The sequence below is a fragment of the Bradyrhizobium sp. CCGUVB4N genome, assembly GCF_024199945.1.
In the GTDB taxonomy this organism is placed as follows: domain Bacteria; phylum Pseudomonadota; class Alphaproteobacteria; order Rhizobiales; family Xanthobacteraceae; genus Bradyrhizobium.
The window spans coordinates 7,963,877-7,982,271 of the sequence record NZ_JANADP010000001.1; the positions used below are offsets into that span (position 1 = coordinate 7,963,877).

Genomic DNA, 18,395 nt, shown 5'->3' on the forward strand with positions numbered 1-18,395 from the left:
GAGCTTTTTCAGTCGATTTCACACATTGGAACGGTGCGGTCATATGTCCGGCCTTTGCGCGCGGCGACACATGCCGCTGGCCTCGATGAGATCCGCGGAACGAGGAGCTAAATCAAGTTTACGCGCTTGAGCGCATTGGGGGCAGTAGCTTCGCTCGTTTCGGGATTTCGTCCCAAGGGGTCATCGCCTGTTGTTGCACCTTGCCCTCTGCCGGCCTGCGCCGGCCAGATCGTTTTGGCGGTCACTGCGTCTATCAGACGGCGACCGCGGTAATCGCCAATGGGGCGGGAAGCCGATAAATTCCGCCCTTGTTCAGCAGCGCCCAGATGATCCGCACCGTCTTATTGGCCTGCGCGACGGCGGCAACCTTGAAGGGCCGTCTGGCGAGAAGCGCCTTCAGCCACGGCCGCGCCCGAGCGTCGTTTCGAACGACACGCAGGACGGCCGTTGCCCCCGACAACGAGGAGAGAGCGGAGTTCCGGATTTCCCATCTTCGATATTCGTCCCAGCCGCTCTTTGCCTCCGCTTGAATGAGACCGCGGCGTCAATCCCAGCCAGGCGGCAAAGTGGCGAGCCGACTTGAACCCGCCGGGATCCGGCACAAGCGCCTTGATGTTCGCCGCCGTAAAGGTTCCGACGCCAGGGATCGTGGTCAACCGACGCATGTCCTCGTCGTGCTTGGCCTCCACGACGATTGCGCGCTCGAGCCTCTCAATCTGGTCGGCTGAAGCTTCAATCTCGTCGGCAATAGCCATCAGCGCGAAGCGCGCTGCTGCGGGCAGGCGAGCATCTGTTTCGTCCCGTATGATTGCGACCAGCGTCTCAACCTTTGCCAGGCCGGCGGTGGCGATGATCCCCAATTCTGCCAGATGCGCGCGCAACGCGTTGACCGCCTGCGTTCGCTGCCGCACTAGAAGAGCGCGCGTCTTCAGCACCATCGCGGCAGCCTGTTGCTCGGCCGTCTTAATCGGCACGAAGCGCATGGTCTTTCGGGTCACCGCCTCGCTGATGGCCTCAGCGTCCGCCGCATCCGTTTTGCCTCGCTTGACGAAGGGTTTGACATAAGCCGGCGGAATGAGCCGGACCTCATGACCGAGAGCTGCGATCTCGCGTGCCCAATAGTGGGCGCTACCGCATGCTTCCATCCCCACCAGGCACGCCGGCACCTTCTCAAAGAAACGCAGAACTTCGCCGTAGCTTCCGGTTGAACACGGGTGAGCCCTCGGCATCCGCCCCGTGAACCTGGAAAACGTGCTTGGCCAAATCCAGCCCGATGGTGATAACCTGTTTCACGGAACGGTCCCTCCCTTGTGGCGTTCGAACAACGACCATGTTCTAGCACTTTGATGCTGTCGGAACGGGCCGTTCCACCACATCAAGTTTTATCCAGTCCTGAGTTCGCACTGGCTGGTGGATTTACCCGAATGGGCTGTGGTAGCGACGGGAGGTGGCGCGGAGCCATCGGCATAGCGCAGCGCCAGATCCCGTCGCGGGTTGAAGGCGAACTCCGATGGTGTTTTCCATCCGAGTTGCGAGTGGGGTCGCGTAGTTCCTCGCCATCCCTGAACTCCCGGAATGCATCGAGGAAGAACTTTTGCCAGTAGGCACTGGTGAACTTGTGCCACGCCCCGCGATGCCAGTGTTCGGCCAGACTGGTATGCAAAGAATATTCTAGCTTTGTGATGTTCCAGAACGGCTTAGCGATGATATCAAGCAGAACGGCGACATTGCCATCGTGCACTCGGGACATCCGGATTGGTTTGAACGGAATTACCGCGGCATAGCTCTGTTCGGGAACCGTGATCGCCACCGGGTTGAGCAGCTTGCCAATCAACGCTGAACGTCGCTGGGCCTTGGTCAGGACTCGACGCTTTGGCTCCTGCGACGCAAGTCCGAGGGTTGCCGACTTGACGAGATATCGCGCCGCGGCCGGAAGCTCCCGTACCAGCCGTTGCCAGAGCTCGGCATATCGCACAGAGCTTTCTCGATCGGTCTCATCAACGACAACGAACTGATCGAACTCGTCCACAATCACGAGATCGAAAGACGCAATCACGTCATCGGCGACGCCCCGTGCGACGGCCCCGGCGAGGATTCCGGACTGCGCGGATCGCGGTCTCGACCTGATAACGCCGCAACGCATAGGCACGATCACGCGCAACGTCGTTTGCAAACAGCGCCTTCGCAATGGCCCAAAACGCTGGGATGGATTTCAACGCCGGCGAACGCGAACGTTTGGTGGGTTTACGGCTTTTGCGCAAGCGTCGTCCGAATGCCTCTGGCGATGCGCCAACCGTCAAAACTCAACCACAGCGACACAGCGATGAAGAACAAAAGAAATACCCAGAGCGCACGATGGACATGCGGATATAATGGGTCGGCGGATGCGGCCTCGATCATGACAAGACCGTTGACGAGGACGAAAACGACAAACGCGAGAACCAGTCCGTTGATCACATAGCTTTGGACATTGGCGAGTTTCTCAAGCTCGATCTTGCACTCGACGATCGCCTTCTGCTGGTTGTCGTTGCCTTGCGCCTTGTTGAGCTTCACCTTCTGCGCGAGCGCAACGAGGTCACGGAGCCATTGGCTGAGCTGAATATTAAAGAAACTGCCGACAAGGCCGGCCAGCGTCAGCATCAAGCCAACAGTGGCCAAGGGATTTGCATTCATGTGCCATCTCCGGTCGCAATTGCCTCAAGGATCGAAAGGAGTGTTTCAGCCGGCACGCCGAACCACCTGGAATTTCCGAAACCCGGCTTCGCCTTTGGAGGTTTCGGCCGTTCGCGCTCGGCCATGAAGGCCGCTAGCCGGTCGTAGACGACACGCATCTCGTCGGCGGCGCCAGGCGACAGGCTTACGTCGAACTCGGTGACGTGACCTTGGCCTTCTTTCCTGGCTTCCTCGGCACGGGCCTTGTATCGTTCGAGCTGCATTTTCAATTCGGCTCGCGCCGCTTGGCGCCATTGAGAAGCTCGCCGGGCGCGCAGCAGGCGGGCCAGATATCCGGCGCGCGCCAGATTGATCCCGAAGCGCTCGTAGATCCGCGTTGCATCGGGCTGCTCGTCGACGAATATTCCCTCATAGAATCGGGAGAGCCAATATTCGGTCTGCTGACTCTGGCTCTCGAAGCGTTTGTCGCCCACGATCCATTCGAGCAGCAACGTCGCGGCCAGCGGCTCAAGATTGCTTTTGAGGCTTTTCTTGACAGTCGGAGAAGCATCGTTGGAGAGAAGCGCTTGCGCCCGGTCCAGCAGCGCTTTGCGGGCGTCGTCCTCCGGCTTTGCCATGTTCTTCCCCCCGGATACGGCGATCACGTTCGACGCCGAGAATCGCGCAGCTACTACCATTAATAACGCGATCGCCGACCCACAATCATCAACGAATCACCCGCAAGGGCTTCAGTACCTGATTCAGCAATCTGCTAATGTGACCGGTCGACGGAATTTGGACAGGCAAGCGCGCGAGCGTCATCTCGCGGCAATAATGTGCGGCATGGTCCATACCCCGCCAGCCGCTGGAGACGGCACAATGTCGATGTAAGGCGGGAGACCTGATTCCTTGGACCTGATGCGTGTCATCAGGCTTATCGCTGCGTCCTCTGCTCTCCGCGATCCGGCGCGATTTGGCGCATATAAGCCGCATCCCGGCGCCGAACGTAAAGATAAGAGTAAAGAACGTCGCCTCGAGCTTCACCAAAAATTCGCGGCAAGAGAAAAGGACTGGGCAGATCGAGCTCATGTACGGTTCGTACGAAGGAAGTTTAGAAATAGAAAAAGCTGCGTAAGTCGTTGTGTCAGCCGAGCACATGCTCTAAGTTGCTACCTTTAAGCGAACTCTTTTGGGGCTTCAGTATGAAGAGATTTCTCGGACTTTTGCTTGTCGCTCAATTTTTGTTTCTTTCCGGCGAGGTCATGGCGCAGGGGCTTCCTGCTCCCTCATACTGGAAGAACGAACGGGGTTCGGAACTGTCTATTTGGTCCGCCAATAACGGGGCAATACAAGGGACTTTCACAAATCATGCTCAAGGGTTTGCGTGCCAAGGCATTCCTTATCCTGCATCGGGAGCTGTTGGTCCAACTGGCTTGTATTTTGTTGTTACTTTCGCCCAATGCAATTCCTTTACTCGCTGGGTCGGAAAAACTAACGGCTCTCAAATGCCTGCGTCATGGACGTTGTTCTACGTTGATAAGAACGGTAAGCCTAGCAAGTTGAAGGGCGCGGACATATTCACGCGCGTATGGTAGTTCGCAGCCCTCTGCCTCTCTTCTTCCGGCGCCATCACAAGGTAACGACGGAGAAGCCCGTCACTTGCCCTCTCGCTTGGCCCGCGCCGCGGCATAGAGGACCCGCTCCGCCGCCCGGATGCCGCCGGTCCGCCGCGCGGCCTCGACCCAGACCGAAATCGGGACCATACCCTCGAAGAGAAGGTCGCGCTCGATTCCCGTGCCGAACGGCAGACGGACTGCCGTCATCTCTGCCAGGCTGAATGGCCCCAATTCGGGTTCACCGAGACGGCCAGGCCGAACAGAGTATCGCCGTCGGAATCGAGCTCGGTCGCAAGCCAGACTCCCGCACCGAGCGGGTTGAAGAATTTGACTACGGGCACATGGTCGGCGTCAGGCTCACGGCCATTGGCGAGCAGGTGCTCCTGCATCTCGGGAGTCAGGAGGATCATGCCGCCCTCCCGTCGATGACGGGCTGGGCCTGGTCGTCGGCCGGCAGGAACCCGAGAATCCAATCGGCCGCCTTGCTAGCCTGAGACGCTGCGCGGACCACGGCGCGATTGTCCTCGCGTAGCACCTCGAGCCAGGAGCCGATATAATCGGCGTGCCGGACGGTCGGCACGATGCCGAGCGAGGCGCAGCAGAAGGCCGCGTTCATTTCTGCTATTAGCTCTTCAAACGCATACTTCTTGGTGCCGAAGCTGCCGGTAAGATCACGACCGAGCCGCGAGGCATGGCCGGCGGCGTGCCCGAGCTCATGCAAGGCCGTGCGATGCCAGTTGATCGGCTCGAAGTAGGCGTGCGGCGGCGGTACCATGACGAAGTCTGCGTCCGGCGCGTAGTAGGCGCGATTGCCGCCGATCCGAAAGTCGACGCCGGTGGCCCGGATCAGCGCCTCGACCTGGGGCTCGATCAGGCCCGGTGGAGGCGGCGGCGCGACGATCGCCACGTCATCGGGCAGGCCCTCGCACTGCGCCGCATTGAAGACGGTGAACCGTTTCAGGAACGGGATCGTGGCGGCTTCTTCGCCGGTCTCACGCGCGCGCTTCTTCTCGTCGTCCGGCACGAAGCGGTCGGCATAGACGACGGTTGTGCCGTGCTCACCCTTTCGAACGTTGCCGCCGAGCGAGAGCGCCTGGCGAAACGTAAGCCAGCTCTGGCCGGGATAGCCATGGGCGACGACGGCGCCCCAGAGGATCAGAATGTTGATCCCCGAATATTGTCGGCCGGTGGCGGCGTTCTTCGGCATGGCGAGCGGCGCTTTCGCCGCGGCCGTTCCCCACGGCTGGACCCAGGGCACGCGGCCAGCCTCCAGCTCGTCGATGATCTTGTCGGTGATTTCATCATAGAGGTTCGCCCGGTTCGAGCCGGCGCGAGCGGATGTAATCGTTCTGGACATCGCAGATCTCCGCGACGGGCGCCGGAGGCCTCTCCTCCAGCCTGCAACCCGTCAAGGCAAATCCGGTCCGCACTCTGACTCTAAGGGGGCGTTGCGGGGGCTCCCCGCAGAAGAGGTCGACCGAGACCACAGGCTCGAGCGCAGGGGAAGGCCTTCCCCTCAAGGGGCGTATTGCCGGACTTCAGGACGTCGGGATCGGCGGATTTCCGCGCTTCGGGCCGTTTCGACGGAGTTTGCCTGTCGATCTAGGTGTTTAGTCCATCAGAGATTCAAGGCCCCTCAATCATGCGGATACGCGAACGTCGAGAACAACCTTGCAGTCGCGGAGCACGCACGCGGAGACGTGGGAGTGGAAAGAGACGTCGGTCAGCTGACGAGCAGCCCGAGAACAGCGATAATGCTCGCCAAGAGGAAGCACGCGGCAGAGATTAGAATCGGCAGACCCGTCTTCTCAGACTTATCGAACGCCACTTCTATGCACTTTCCGCTGTCGAGACCCCTGCGCTGAGCGATCAGACCGTCCTCGATATGTCCTGCGGTTCTGTACAGTAGGCGATAGCGCAGAAAAACGCTCCAAAACCTACAGCATAGATAAGCAAGCAAATCTTAGCAGCGAAGAGCACGCCTGCCGTCCTTGTCCCTGTCGTCAAGAAGACCGCTATCGCAAGTATGCCGCTCGTATTGCCGGCTCCGATCATCTTGAACGTATCTGACGGCCACGAGACAAAGCTTCGAAACTCACCGTCCTTCTCCTCCCAGTGATCGAGCATGTCGGTGAACTGGGCTATGCCCCTCCTCTTTTGGTCGTCGTCCATCCGCTCCCCCTTTCGCTTTTACAACCCAAGCTATAATAGCCTAATGCGTTAACTGTCACCGTTCGAGAGAAAATTGCGGGCGCAAATCCGCACCGAAATGACTTCGTCGCCGCTCATCGTGGTCATGGGAATTAAGGAGCGGATCGGAAAGCATTTCGACCGCAGCTTCGACTACGCCTACATCCGTGAGCTCGTCGGCAAGGTCTGCAACGAAGTCTCGCATGAGATCGACACGACCAATGTTGAGCCATGTCGCGCTGCGTTGCGGGAAGGCAATCGTATCATCCGCGAGCGCCTCAACGAGATCGTTTATTGGAGTCCCGAAGCCTACCCCGGGAAAAAAGCGCCCGGCCAAGAGAGAGGTGAGCGAAGCAGCCAAGAACATCGTCACGATGGACTTGGCGATCCTACAGGCCGAGACTGCGTAAGCGCGCTTTTTGACGCACGGTGCAGCATCATCTCCTCGTCTGCGCAGGGCGGGGATTTTGATTGGTGGAGTGTCCCTGTTGGCTTTAAGGCGATCAGCCAGGGTTGACGGTCTCTGCGTGCTTGGCAAAGTTGAATGGCAACAGGTCTTCGATGTCGGCGTCGGGCGGACGCTGCGGCAGTTCAGCGAGCACGTGACATAGCCAGGCGTAGGGCTCAACGTCACAGGCCCGGCATGTCAGCACCAGGCTGTAGATCACCGCGCTGGCCTTTGCGCCGGCGACGGTGTCGCTGAACAACCAGTTTTTTCTTCCGGTCACAAAGGGTCTGATGTCGCGTTCGAGAACATTGTTGTCGATCGGCGCAAGGCCATCATTGGCGTAGCGGGCCAGATAATCCCATTGGTTGCGGGCATAGGCGATGGCCTTGCCGGTCAGGCTTTCGGGCAGCACGTTCGGCGCCTGATCGTCGAGCCAATTTTTGAACGCAGCCAGGACCGGGACGCTGTGCTGCTGGCGCAGCCGCAAGGCGTATTCGGCGCGCGTTTTGCCGTCGGGCGGCGTCTGGCGCGCCAGCCTCTCGACCTCATACAATGCCTCGAAGAACCTGAGTGCCTGCAACGAGAGGCCGCCGGGCTTCTTCATCGCCTTGAGCGCGTCGGTAAATTTCCTGCGCGCGTGCGCCATGCAGCCAAGATGAGTGACACCGGAGAGCGTGCGCCAGGCGTCATAGCCGTCGCTCATCAACAGGCCGCCCCAACTGGCCAGGAAGGCCTGTGGATGCTCCTGGCCGCGACCGGGCTGGTAATCGAACAACACGACTGGCTGGGCGCTGTCCTGGCCACTGCGGTAGACCCACATGTACGATTTGGTCTGCGCATCCCGCCCGTCCTCCTTGAGGACCTTGACCCACGTCTCGTCGCCATGGATCAGAGGCTGCGACCGGAGCGTTTGCTTCAGCGCATCATACACGCGTTGCAGGTGCAATTCGCTCGACCGGATCACCCAATTGGCCAGGGCGCCGCGGCCGACGCTGACGTTGGCGCGTGCCAGCGCGTCCGCCAGACGATACAGCGGCGTGCCGTCGACGTATTTGTTGGCCAGCACGAGCGCCAGCGTCGAAGCCGTGGCGACGCTGCCCGGCAATGGCTGCGCCGGCATCGGTGCGATCACGATCGGGGTGTTCAGCGCAGTGCGCTCGCAGTGACGGCACGCGTACTTGAACCGCACGTGCTGCAGCACTGTCGCCTTCACCTCGATATGCAGTTGTTCGGTGACGTTCTCGCCCATCCGGTGCATCCGATTCCGGCAGCACGGGCAGGCCTTCCGGTCCTCGGGCAGATCATGTTCGATACGCTGGCGCGGCAGATCCGCCGGCAGAGGCTTGCGGCCGCGCTTCTTCGGCGCGGGCGTCTCACCCTCCGGCCGCCCCGTATCCGGCACGACCGCCGGTTCGAGATCGTCCTGTTCCGCGCCTTCTTCGGCGGAAGCCTGTTCGGCTTCGTTGAAGATGCGATCCTTGAGCTTCTCGCTGCGTGGCGCGTAGCGATGCAGCCGCTCCAGCCGCAACTGCTCCTCAAGGTGCCTCACGCGCTGCGCGAGCTTCTCGTTCTCGGCCTTCAGCGCCGCGATCAAGGCTTCCAGCTCGTGCGTCGTGGGCTTGCGACTCATCGTAGTCTTGAATCGAAGTCATGCCGCCGCGTCAACCGGGCTCCCATGTCTTCGTCATGTCTTCGGCGGCGTCATCTGAGAACGGCCATGCCGAAGCCCGATGACGCCGCCCGCATCGAACACGCTCAGCCCACGCTCTGATATTGCCGCACCGGATGACGACGCATCGCCGCGATGTTGATGCCGTCAAGCAGCCAGTGCAGCTCCTCCATCGTCAGCGTCAGCACCGCCTCCTGACTTCGGGGCCAGTGGAATCTGTCGGCCTCCAGCCGCTTCAGCAGCATCCAAAATCCTGACCGATCATAAATCAGCAGCTTGATCCGGTCGCGGCGACGATTGCAGAACGCGAACACCGCGCGTTGGAACGGATCCAGCCCCATCGACTGCTCCACCACGATCGCCAGGCTGTTGATGCCCGCCCGGAAGTCAATCGGTTCGCGGTGAAGGTAGACCCGAAGATCAGACGCCAGTCGGAACATCGCAACGCCCCAGCGCTTCAATCACCGCCGACAGCAACTGCGCGTCGCCGCCTTCCAGCGAAAGCGTCACGCCGTTGGGCATCGATGCCGTCAGCCGCCCTGCACAGGATCGCTCCGTCGCGCAAACCGGAATAAAAGCTGGCGCAATCGGCGCCCGCGCCTCCGGCTGGTCATCCCCGTTCTGAAGTTGTCGCTTGGCCACCCACTTGCGCAGCAGGTTCGCGTTCACGCCGTGTTGCAACGCCAGCCCCGCCAGCGACACGCCAGGCTGCAGACAGGCCTCGACCAGTCGCTGTTTGCTGGCCGGATCATAGCGACGCCGGCCATTGCACAACACGCCGACCGTCTCAAGTCTCAAAGGTTCTTCTGGAGTGATCATCGATGGTGTCCACCTCGCTCATGGTGGACACCTCATCCCATCCCCGCGCTCAACTGCATAGGTGCGTAGAAAGGAGCGCTTACGAGACTGCTGCCGGCATCTATAAGAAGCCGATCGACGAAATCGCTGAAACGAGTCCCTACGAGCCGTTGCCGGCCGAAGTTCGGGCCGCCGTTCTTGCAGCCTGCGCGCGCGGCGGACGATTGCCAAATGGTGCGGTTGAGCACATCGTACGGCTCAAGATCAAAGAAGGGGCGATACAAATGTCCACCAAGCAAGTGAAGCCTAACCAGTGGTATTTCGTTGTCGAGTGCGCGAAGTGCGGTGAGGCTATCCCTTTTCTTGAAGCTCCCTCCCCTGAAGAGGAGCCGAACGTAAAACAGCGCACTATCGAAGACCTGAAATGTCCGCATTGCGGATATGTCGGGAGGTACGCTCCTGCCCTGATGTACCGCGACCAAGCTCCTGGAAAGTAAAAGGAAGACTGATGCCTTTGTTATATAACGGCGAATCCATGAACACCATGACCGGCACGAACTATAAAGCATTGGGCCCCAGAAGGAGCTTGTGATCGTCGAGGTTTCGCACGAGGCGCTCCAGGACTACGGTGCGGCAGCGTGTCAGCAGAAGGAAGTCAGAAATACGACGCCGGAGACTTTTCTAACAATAAGGTCCACGTAAGGACTACCGATTTTGCGTCGGCGAGGAAATAACGTGGCTCCTGATCGCTATTATCTCGTAACGTTTGATTTGATTGGTTCTAAGGGTCGAGAAGGCGACTATGCCCGTGCACACGCGGCCATCACGCTACTCGTTGGAGGCGGGAAAAACTACTACCGCATTGTCAAGCAATGTTGCATGGTGAGAACCAGACATAATGCTGCTCGTCTTCGGGACAGTTTGAAACAAACACTGGGTGGCAGCTGCAACATTTTGGTCGTCAGACTTCGAGGTGGATATGCTTATTCTATCAAGAGTCCGCTCACCAGAGCAAAGGCCACCGAGATTCTCGCCGAGATATCCAGTAGCGACGGCTGACGTGGCACAATACGGGTATCAGCTATCCCGCTCGAGTGCGCGCCTTTTGCGGCTTTCTCCGATCGCTCCCCTACTATCTTCGCGACAATCGGCCTGCGTAGGTCGGCGGGATAGGGGCTTACAATTCCATGATCGCTAGTCTCGCACCGGAAGAGATCAAAAAAGAAATCTTGTGATGTTATCGCCCCCAACAGAGAAAGATCATCGAAAAAACCGTCCCCGAAAATCAATAAAGCGATGAGCCTCTAAAACGAGCAATTTCGATGTGTTTCGGGCGCCTTCGACGTTTCCATCACGTCGGCCGCGGGGCGGCCACGAATGCAGATCGCTTTTGGTCGCGATCTGTTTCGCGAGGCACGACTTGAACGATGAGCCGACATCAACGGCTAGAGAGAGAGAGAGAGAGAGAGAGAGAGAGAGAGAGAGAGAGAGAGAGAGAGAGAGACAGAGAGAGAGACAGAGAGAGAGAGAGACAGAGAGAGTGAGAGAGAGAGAGAGAGTGAGAGAGAGAGTATGTCCGTCGATGACACTTGGCCAAAGCAAATTTCGAAGGGGCACAACGATCTTATTGCGATCGGTGCGATAGCGCTTGGATACGGAGAACTGGAAGGCGCCCTTCAAAATCTATTCTCTGCCGCTACGACCATGCGGCCGGAACATATTTCCTCGATTTTCTATCGCTTACCCAACAACACCAGGTTTGATGTTTTGCTTGAGCTCACACAGAGTGCTGGACTCACGAAAGAATTGAGTGCTCGGATCAAGTACTGCGTCGAATGCTGTAAGATTTGCGCCGAGAATCGAAACTCTATTATGCACTCCCACAGAGGCGGAGAGTACCATGACGCCAGACTGAGCGAGCGAGGGATGATCCTGAGCAAGTATTCTAAAGCGGGCAAGCGGATGATCAGTTCGGCCCGGCTAAAGGATCTTCGACAAGTTGCGGACGAGATCCACGAGATCACGAAATTTGCGCATGGTACCGCAATGAATGTTCGAATGTTCTGGGATCACAAGGCCAAAGGCAGGGTAGACGAATTCAAACGACTTCTGTTGGTAAAAGAGCCCAAGAAGCCAACTCCCTTGGAGTGGAGCATCCCGGCTAAGACATGACCACTCGTCGACTTGATGTATCTCCTGACTGGATTGCCCTGGTCGCGATCGCTAGCAGCTTCTCCCACGCATGAACAGCACCGATCGTTTGTCCCACGACGTCAAATTCCGGGGGCATCCGCCGCGACGATATCGTGGCACAATGCGCGTTCGCTCGCGATTCGGACGGGCTCAATGCTCGGAGCTGCCCTTATGCCAAGACTTCTGGTTCATCCGGTTGTACGTTCTTTCCAGACGATGGACGACCCTCTATATAGCGTCTTAAAGCAGGACATATCCGCGCGCGGTCAGCGGCTTCCAATTGTTCTGTACGAAGGGATGATTTGGGACGGACGAGCACGCTACAACGCCTGCGCTGAACTCAGAATCAAGCCGTGGTTGGTCCCGCTGCGGCGCGAAGACCCAGTGCCGCACTACATCAAGGCCAACTATGAGCGATGTGGGCAACCCCGCTCGGCAGAACGCAGCGCCCTAGTCGACACTTTGATGGCGGCTGGCAGCCCTCAAGGGCGGGGCGAAGCCAGTGTCAGGCGGAAGGCCTGGCTCCGAAATGCCCGAGCAGAATTCAGGGACTTCATACGCGAGCGATCGCAGCCTTGCGCGATATGCGGATATGACCCGGAAGTCACACACGCGCATCACTCGTTCCCGCTTGCACTCCAATTCGAGTGCGGCGTTCGGGATGCTATCCACGACTATCAGTGGCTCTGTCCGAGGCACCATAAGCGAGTGCATATTCTTTTGAGTGGCTGGCTGCTTGAAAGCCGCGACCTATCTTTCCTCGATTGCATTCCCGACCGCCACGCAAAGGAATGGGTTGCGATCGAAGAGTGCGCCCGAAGGGGCGTCAATCTTTGCTGCGAGGCGCTTGGCCGGACGCCCGGCAAGACCGGCAGAGGACGGTACGATCCGCCTTACAGCTGGTTTATGCTTCGCAACTACGCGGCGATGTACCCGGCCGAGGATTGGAGACGATTGGCGGCATAGCCGGTGGACGAAAGATGAAAAGATGTTTCCTCGATGGCCATGGCGCCTGCGAAGGCAAGATTTCCGGCGGGCACTGGGGGCGCGCTTTCCGCAGCGTGCGGCATAGCAAATGTTTCAAGTGCCTTTACCACGTGCGCCACTGATCCCGGGTTAACGGCGACATCCTGAATGAATGCGTTCCACTGTTAAAGCTTGGTCGGATCTTGCGCGAAGGCCGTACTGAGCGCATCCGGCGTGGCGGCCGGTATCTCTGTTTTTCGCCGAGCGAACGTCGCAGCAATGGCGCGCGCGAGCGCGCCATTCTTGAATTCATAAGACTTTGCCGAGGCCTAGATATGTAAAAATCCTTCATTCGGCCGTTGGCGCGCCCCAGGTTGACCATCGCCGGAAACTTCTCTGCGACTACGGTCTCGTAAGGATGGGCGCGCAGGTTCGGCGAAGGTTGATCAAGCAGAACGGGCTCAGACAAAGTTGACGAGGTCGTCGACGAGGTGCGGTCGATGGACTGTATGCCGCTCACGACGTGCGCCTACGCATCGGATTTATGATCTTAGCTCTGGTGAAATCTCTCTCGTTATCCGTTACAACGGTACATTCGTTAGCTCCCGCAACGGCTGCGATGATCATGTCGAGCCCGCTGCGCGGCTGTCCGGCGATTTTGCCCTCCGCCATCAGCCGCGCCCAGATAAGCCCGGCCTTCTCGTCGAATGGCAGAATGCGGCCCGCGAACAAGGCCTGAGGTCCGTCCGGACCGGAGAACCACGCATCGAGAGCGTCCCGCTTTTTCCCGCGTGGCTTTTCAAGGATCCCACGCCGGATTTCCGCCACCGTCAGTGACGCGATGAAAAGATCCTCGTCTCGTTGTGCTGCCATCCAGGCCAGCAGCGATTCTGATGGCTGCGGCTTGATGACGTTACTGATGATGTTGGTGTCGAGCAGATAGCGCGTCACAGGTCGACCTTGCGCCCTTCTTCGCGTGGGCGCGTCAGGTCGAGATCGGCGCCGACAAGTGGCGAGCGACGCAATGCGTTCAAGATGCCACCGGGCTTGGAGGGCTCGCCAGAAACGGCCTGTTGAACCGTGCGCCGGAGATTACCTGCTTCCGGCCCCTCCTCGCTCAGCTTGCGCGCAAGCGCTCTGATGAGGTCGCGGTCGGTCTCGAGGGCTTGGAGTTCGAATCGCACAATGCCGCGCTTCGTCAGCCGGGATCGGTAATTTGCGATCGCCCTTTTCTGCGCGTTCTTGCTCACCGATCGTCTCCATAGTATATCTGGATATATAGCCGAATCTTCGGTTCGCTGCAAGGCCGCGGCTCGTTTTCACGTCGGGAGCGGCGGAGATGCCAAGAGGGCTGAGCTGTGTGCGACGTCGCGATCATGCAAATGGCGGTTTGGACTCGTCATCACGAAAATGTTTTCCATTCGCTCGACTTTGCGACATCCCGATCTGCTACGTCCCTCATCTCGGATCAGCGCTCGAATGCGATGCAACACATTGATCTTGTGAGACATTTTCCCTTGTCCCGGGGCAGTAATTCGTCATCTTTACCAGGATGCGGAGCGATCCGCCCAATGGCAAGGACGCGGCAGTGGCGCGATCGAGAGCAACGACAGCCGAAAGGCTTCGCGTGGTCGCCGATGCGGCGCCTGAAGCCACGGTTGCGTTCGTCGCGTCCAGGCCCGATCCTCGCCTTATCAATCTGGTGCGATTGCTCGCCCGGCAAGCCGCGCGGGATTTCATCCAAGCCGAAACGGACAACCGGAAGCATGACTGTCTCCGGACTGAGGAGGCGTCATGAAGATCGCACTTTACGCTCGCTACTCGTCCGACAATCAGCGTGACGCATCGATCGAAGATCAGTTGCGGCTCTGCCGCCTGCACGCCGAGAAGCAAGGTTGGACGGTGGTCGACAGCTACACGGACCGGGCGATCTCCGGTGCATCGCTGCTTCGGCCCGGCATCCAGGAACTGATCAGCGATGCCATGCGCGGAAAGTTTGCGGTGGTGCTTGCCGAGGCGATGGACCGCCTCAGCCGCGATCAGGAGGACATTGCCTAAGCGCATGGCCGTCGCCGGCGTACGGATCGTCACCCTTTCGGAAGGAGACGTCACGCATCTCCACGTCGGGCTGAAGGGCACGATGAACGCCTTGTTCCTGAAGGATCTCGCGGACAAGACGCGGCGAGGTCTGCGCGGCCGCGTCGCGGACGGCAAGTCAGGCGGGGGGCTGTGCTTTGGTTATGACGTCGTCAAGCAATTCGCCGCTAATGGCGAGCCGATCCGAGGTGACCGCACCATCAACGAGGCCGAAGCGGCTGTCGTCCGCCGCATCTTTGCAGACTACCTTGCCGGCAAGTCCTCGCGCACAATCGCGTTCGAGCTGAACCGCGAAGGTGTGCCTGGACCGCAAGGCGCTGAATGGGGGCCATCGACCGTTCACGGCAACCCAAAGCGCGGCGTTGGCATCCTCAACAACGAGCTCTATGTGGGCCGCCTCGTGTGGAATCGGCTCCGCTATATCAAAGACCCGGATACCGGAAAGCGCGTTTCTCGCCTGAACCCTGAAACCGAATGGGTGATCCAGGAAGTCCCCGAGCTGCACATTATCGATCAGGAAACATGGGATGCGGTCAAGGCGCGACAGCAGGCGCTCGCCTACGAGCCGTCAGCGCCTGGCGAGAACAAGCTTAACGATCGCCGCCGGCCCAGATACCTCTTCGCCGGTCTCGTGAAGTGCGGATGCTGCGGCGGCGGGTACACGATGATTTCGAAGGACCTGCTCGGCTGTGCAACGGCGCGCAACAAGGGAACGTGCATTAACCGCTTGAACATCCGGCGCGACGCGTTGGAGGCGTCCGTACTGAGCGGTCTACGCACGCATCTCATGGAACCCGAGCTGTTCAAGGAATTCTGCCAAGAGTTTACCCGGGAGGTGAATCGGCTGAGGATCGAGCGCGGAGCCGATATCGAGGCGCAAAGGCGTGAACTCGAGCGTACTGACCGCGAGCTGGATAAAGCGGTTCAAGCTATCCTTGATGGCGTACCGGGAGCGAAGCTGAAGGACAAGATTGGCGCCCTGGAAGCACGCAAGGTCGAGTTGGTCGACCTCCTGGCGAACGCAGCGGAGCCGCCGCCCCTCCTTCACCCGAATATGGCGGAGATCTACCGTCAACGCGTCGCCGGCTTGTACGAGAGCCTGCAAGGTGAGAGCCGAAGCGGCGGAGGTTTTGCGCGGGTTGGTCGACCAGGTAACACTCGTCCCCGATGGCGAAGAACTCGCGATCGTGTTGCGGGGCGACCTGGCCGGGATCCTGCGCTTTGCGGCGGGCAAGAAAAACCCCGACTTCCTTTCGGAGGCCGGGGCTCTGGATGGCTTGCTATCGCAAGCATCGGTGGTTGCGGGGATAGGATTTGAACCTATGACCTTTAGGTTACGAGGCCGACGGTCGGAATGAAGCGAAAAGGGGCCGCGGGGCGCGTCCCAGATCATCGAAGCGGTTCGTCCTATTTGTACGCCACAGCGACCCGGCAGCCACACCTGCGCACTTGATTTCTTTCTTGCTAGAGCAGCCTACGATCTTATCGCCTCAGACCGATCCTGGTTCGGGACCAAGGGCATGAGCGGCAAGGACGAAAAGGCTCCGATCGAGGCGTTAAGGTCGCCAGGTAGTCGGAAAATGCCGCACGCTACGAAGCGCCGTAAGAACCGTGGCATGCCGCCGCCTGCGACCTTCGATATCGATACGCTACCGGGCAGCTCTAATTTGACGGCATTAGAGGCGGCCGCGGTCATTCGGCGCACGCCCGGCGCGCTAGAGTTGTGGCGGCGCGATCCGAACCACCCGCTGAAATGGCGTTACGTCGACGGCCGCCCACTCTATCGGGTCGATGCGGTGCGCGACTATTTGGCCAAGTGCGATAAAACCACTAAGCCCTCCCAGCCGCATAAGGCTCGCGGAGACGACCGAGGAGCTCTGCCTTGATGGGGTCAAGCGGATTCGTCCGCTGCAGACGCACGGCCTTGCCGACCCGTATCGCGTCAACCAGTTCCGCGATTTAGTCATGGTCCGCTTCAAACGCTACCATGCGATGATCGTAAGCGCGCTTTTTGACGCACGGTGCAGCATCATCTCCTCGTCTGCGCAGGGCGGGGATTTTGATTGGTGGAGTGTCCCTGTTGGCTTTAAGGCGATCAGCCAGGGTTGACGGTCTCTGCGTGCTTGGCAAAGTTGAATGGCAACAGGTCTTCGATGTCGGCGTCGGGCGGACGCTGCGGCAGTTCAGCGAGCACGTGACATAGCCAGGCGTAGGGCTCAACGTCACAGGCCCGGCATGTCAGCACCAGGCTGTAGATCACCGCGCTGGCCTTTGCGCCGGCGACGGTGTCGCTGAACAACCAGTTTTTTCTTCCGGTCACAAAGGGTCTGATGTCGCGTTCGAGAACATTGTTGTCGATCGGCGCAAGGCCATCATTGGCGTAGCGGGCCAGATAATCCCATTGGTTGCGGGCATAGGCGATGGCCTTGCCGGTCAGGCTTTCGGGCAGCACGTTCGGCGCCTGATCGTCGAGCCAATTTTTGAACGCAGCCAGGACCGGGACGCTGTGCTGCTGGCGCAGCCGCAAGGCGTATTCGGCGCGCGTTTTGCCGTCGGGCGGCGTCTGGCGCGCCAGCCTCTCGACCTCATACAATGCCTCGAAGAACCTGAGTGCCTGCAACGAGAGGCCGCCGGGCTTCTTCATCGCCTTGAGCGCGTCGGTAAATTTCCTGCGCGCGTGCGCCATGCAGCCAAGATGAGTGACACCGGAGAGCGTGCGCCAGGCGTCATAGCCGTCGCTCATCAACAGGCCGCCCCAACTGGCCAGGAAGGCCTGTGGATGCTCCTGGCCGCGACCGGGCTGGTAATCGAACAACACGACTGGCTGGGCGCTGTCCTGGCCACTGCGGTAGACCCACATGTACGATTTGGTCTGCGCATCCCGCCCGTCCTCCTTGAGGACCTTGACCCACGTCTCGTCGCCATGGATCAGAGGCTGCGACCGGAGCGTTTGCTTCAGCGCATCATACACGCGTTGCAGGTGCAATTCGCTCGACCGGATCACCCAATTGGCCAGGGCGCCGCGGCCGACGCTGACGTTGGCGCGTGCCAGCGCGTCCGCCAGACGATACAGCGGCGTGCCGTCGACGTATTTGTTGGCCAGCACGAGCGCCAGCGTCGAAGCCGTGGCGACGCTGCCCGGCAATGGCTGCGCCGGCATCGGTGCGATCACGATCGGGGTGTTCAGCGCAGTGCGCTCGCAGTGACGGCACGCGTACTTGAACCGCACGTGCTGCAGCACTGTCGCCTTCACCTCGATATGCAGTTGTTCGGTGACGTTCTCGCCCATCCGGTGCATCCGATTCCGGCAGCACGGGCAGGCCTTCCGGTCCTCGGGCAGATCATGTTCGATACGCTGGCGCGGCAGATCCGCCGGCAGAGGCTTGCGGCCGCGCTTCTTCGGCGCGGGCGTCTCACCCTCCGGCCGCCCCGTATCCGGCACGACCGCCGGTTCGAGATCGTCCTGTTCCGCGCCTTCTTCGGCGGAAGCCTGTTCGGCTTCGTTGAAGATGCGATCCTTGAGCTTCTCGCTGCGTGGCGCGTAGCGATGCAGCCGCTCCAGCCGCAACTGCTCCTCAAGGTGCCTCACGCGCTGCGCGAGCTTCTCGTTCTCGGCCTTCAGCGCCGCGATCAAGGCTTCCAGCTCGTGCGTCGTGGGCTTGCGACTCATCGTAGTCTTGAATCGAAGTCATGCCGCCGCGTCAACCGGGCTCCCATGTCTTCGTCATGTCTTCGGCGGCGTCATCTGAGAACGGCCATGCCGAAG

General features: G+C 59.8%; 18 protein-coding genes and 4 pseudogenes. 7 read left to right on the top strand and 15 right to left on the bottom strand.

What is annotated here, in order from left to right; genetic code table 11:
- Positions 1–253: 253 nt before the first annotated feature.
- From NLM31_RS37025 to NLM31_RS37040, 4 genes and pseudogenes are all read right to left on the bottom strand, one after another.
- Positions 254–1,293: pseudogene (locus NLM31_RS37025) on the bottom strand (IS110 family transposase).
- A gap of 89 nt (positions 1,294–1,382) precedes the next feature.
- A pseudogene (locus NLM31_RS37030) lies at positions 1,383–1,598 on the bottom strand (hypothetical protein); the annotation flags it as partial.
- A gap of 646 nt (positions 1,599–2,244) precedes the next feature.
- The gene (locus NLM31_RS37035) at positions 2,245–2,673 is read right to left on the bottom strand and encodes a hypothetical protein (RefSeq protein WP_254195441.1); all 429 of its coding nucleotides are present in this window, start codon (positions 2,671–2,673) and stop codon (positions 2,245–2,247) included.
- Positions 2,670–3,290, bottom strand: coding sequence for a hypothetical protein (locus NLM31_RS37040; protein ID WP_254195442.1), 621 nt, complete (start codon positions 3,288–3,290; stop codon positions 2,670–2,672). Before NLM31_RS37040 ends, NLM31_RS37035 begins: the two co-directional genes overlap by 4 nt.
- A 564-nt stretch (positions 3,291–3,854) precedes the next feature.
- Between NLM31_RS37040 and NLM31_RS37045 the strand changes: the two genes are divergently transcribed.
- Positions 3,855–4,247: an avidin/streptavidin family protein gene (locus NLM31_RS37045; RefSeq protein WP_254195443.1), complete on the top strand. Its 393-nt coding sequence runs from the start codon at positions 3,855–3,857 to the stop codon at positions 4,245–4,247.
- A 60-nt stretch (positions 4,248–4,307) separates the two neighbouring features.
- Here the strand turns inward: NLM31_RS37045 and NLM31_RS37050 are convergent.
- The 3 genes and pseudogenes from NLM31_RS37050 to NLM31_RS37060 all read right to left on the bottom strand — a co-directional run bounded on the left by NLM31_RS37050 (position 4,308) and on the right by NLM31_RS37060 (position 6,440).
- A pseudogene (locus NLM31_RS37050) lies at positions 4,308–4,678 on the bottom strand (DUF2958 domain-containing protein).
- Complete coding sequence (locus NLM31_RS37055; RefSeq protein WP_254195444.1) at positions 4,675–5,625, bottom strand: ArdC family protein; 951 nt, start codon at positions 5,623–5,625, stop codon at positions 4,675–4,677. Before NLM31_RS37055 ends, NLM31_RS37050 begins: the two are co-directional and overlap by 4 nt.
- A 512-nt stretch (positions 5,626–6,137) precedes the next feature.
- Positions 6,138–6,440, bottom strand: coding sequence for a hypothetical protein (locus NLM31_RS37060; protein WP_254195445.1), 303 nt, complete (start codon positions 6,438–6,440; stop codon positions 6,138–6,140).
- Positions 6,441–6,513: 73 nt separating this feature from the next.
- Here NLM31_RS37060 and NLM31_RS37065 point away from each other — a divergent pair, with 73 nt between their 5' ends.
- Positions 6,514–6,975 carry a hypothetical protein gene (locus NLM31_RS37065; protein ID WP_254195446.1) on the top strand — a complete coding sequence of 154 codons (462 nt, stop codon included), beginning with the start codon at positions 6,514–6,516 and terminating at the stop codon, positions 6,973–6,975.
- On the opposite strand, the gene NLM31_RS37070 is transcribed toward NLM31_RS37065, so the two are convergent.
- From NLM31_RS37070 to NLM31_RS37080, 3 genes are all read right to left on the bottom strand, one after another.
- Positions 6,962–8,536 (bottom strand): IS66 family transposase, encoded by a 1,575-nt coding sequence (locus NLM31_RS37070; protein WP_254128657.1) that lies wholly within the window; start codon positions 8,534–8,536, stop codon positions 6,962–6,964. The genes NLM31_RS37065 and NLM31_RS37070 overlap by 14 nt on opposite strands.
- Before the next feature lie 125 nt (positions 8,537–8,661).
- On the bottom strand, positions 8,662–9,015 hold the full coding sequence (gene tnpB / locus NLM31_RS37075) for an IS66 family insertion sequence element accessory protein TnpB (protein WP_027584880.1): 354 nt from the start codon (positions 9,013–9,015) through the stop codon (positions 8,662–8,664).
- Positions 8,996–9,394: a transposase gene (locus NLM31_RS37080; RefSeq protein ID WP_254128299.1), complete on the bottom strand. Its 399-nt coding sequence runs from the start codon at positions 9,392–9,394 to the stop codon at positions 8,996–8,998. The genes tnpB and NLM31_RS37080 overlap by 20 nt, the downstream gene beginning before the upstream one ends.
- 2 nt (positions 9,395–9,396) lie before the next feature.
- On the opposite strand from NLM31_RS37080, the gene NLM31_RS37085 reads away from it, so the two are divergent.
- Positions 9,397–9,870 carry a CpXC domain-containing protein gene (locus NLM31_RS37085; RefSeq protein WP_254195447.1) on the top strand — a complete coding sequence of 158 codons (474 nt, stop codon included), beginning with the start codon at positions 9,397–9,399 and terminating at the stop codon, positions 9,868–9,870.
- A 1,075-nt stretch (positions 9,871–10,945) separates the two neighbouring features.
- Positions 10,946–11,545 (top strand): hypothetical protein, encoded by a 600-nt coding sequence (locus NLM31_RS37090; RefSeq protein ID WP_254195448.1) that lies wholly within the window; start codon positions 10,946–10,948, stop codon positions 11,543–11,545.
- 1,111 nt (positions 11,546–12,656) lie between these two features.
- Here the strand turns inward: NLM31_RS37090 and NLM31_RS43495 are convergent.
- Genes NLM31_RS43495 through NLM31_RS37100 form a run of 3 tightly spaced genes read right to left on the bottom strand, consistent with a single transcriptional unit; the run spans position 12,657 to position 13,782 of the window.
- The gene (locus tag NLM31_RS43495) at positions 12,657–13,052 is read right to left on the bottom strand and encodes a nucleotidyl transferase AbiEii/AbiGii toxin family protein (protein ID WP_375167521.1); all 396 of its coding nucleotides are present in this window, start codon (positions 13,050–13,052) and stop codon (positions 12,657–12,659) included.
- A complete protein-coding gene (locus tag NLM31_RS37095; RefSeq protein WP_254195449.1) occupies positions 13,049–13,483 on the bottom strand; it encodes a PIN domain-containing protein in 435 nt (144 codons plus the stop codon). Before NLM31_RS37095 ends, NLM31_RS43495 begins: the two co-directional genes overlap by 4 nt.
- The gene (locus NLM31_RS37100) at positions 13,480–13,782 is read right to left on the bottom strand and encodes a hypothetical protein (RefSeq protein ID WP_254195450.1); all 303 of its coding nucleotides are present in this window, start codon (positions 13,780–13,782) and stop codon (positions 13,480–13,482) included. The genes NLM31_RS37095 and NLM31_RS37100 overlap by 4 nt, the downstream gene beginning before the upstream one ends.
- 544 nt (positions 13,783–14,326) lie before the next feature.
- Here NLM31_RS37100 and NLM31_RS43265 point away from each other — a divergent pair.
- The 3 genes from NLM31_RS43265 to NLM31_RS37110 all read left to right on the top strand — a co-directional run bounded on the left by NLM31_RS43265 (position 14,327) and on the right by NLM31_RS37110 (position 16,515).
- Positions 14,327–14,590: a recombinase family protein gene (locus NLM31_RS43265; protein WP_309143715.1), complete on the top strand. Its 264-nt coding sequence runs from the start codon at positions 14,327–14,329 to the stop codon at positions 14,588–14,590.
- A gap of 4 nt (positions 14,591–14,594) precedes the next feature.
- Positions 14,595–15,947, top strand: a complete 1,353-nt coding sequence (locus NLM31_RS37105) for a recombinase family protein (RefSeq protein ID WP_309143716.1) — start codon at positions 14,595–14,597, stop codon at positions 15,945–15,947.
- 202 nt (positions 15,948–16,149) lie between these two features.
- Positions 16,150–16,515: a hypothetical protein gene (locus tag NLM31_RS37110; protein ID WP_254195451.1), complete on the top strand. Its 366-nt coding sequence runs from the start codon at positions 16,150–16,152 to the stop codon at positions 16,513–16,515.
- On the opposite strand, the pseudogene NLM31_RS37115 reads toward NLM31_RS37110, so the two are convergent.
- Positions 16,460–16,621, bottom strand: a pseudogene (locus tag NLM31_RS37115) (integrase); the annotation flags it as partial. The gene NLM31_RS37110 and the pseudogene NLM31_RS37115 sit on opposite strands and share 56 nt — an antisense overlap.
- Positions 16,622–16,724: 103 nt before the next feature.
- Positions 16,725–18,299 carry an IS66 family transposase gene (locus tag NLM31_RS37120; RefSeq protein ID WP_254128657.1) on the bottom strand — a complete coding sequence of 525 codons (1,575 nt, stop codon included), beginning with the start codon at positions 18,297–18,299 and terminating at the stop codon, positions 16,725–16,727.
- Positions 18,300–18,395: the final 96 nt, after the last annotated feature.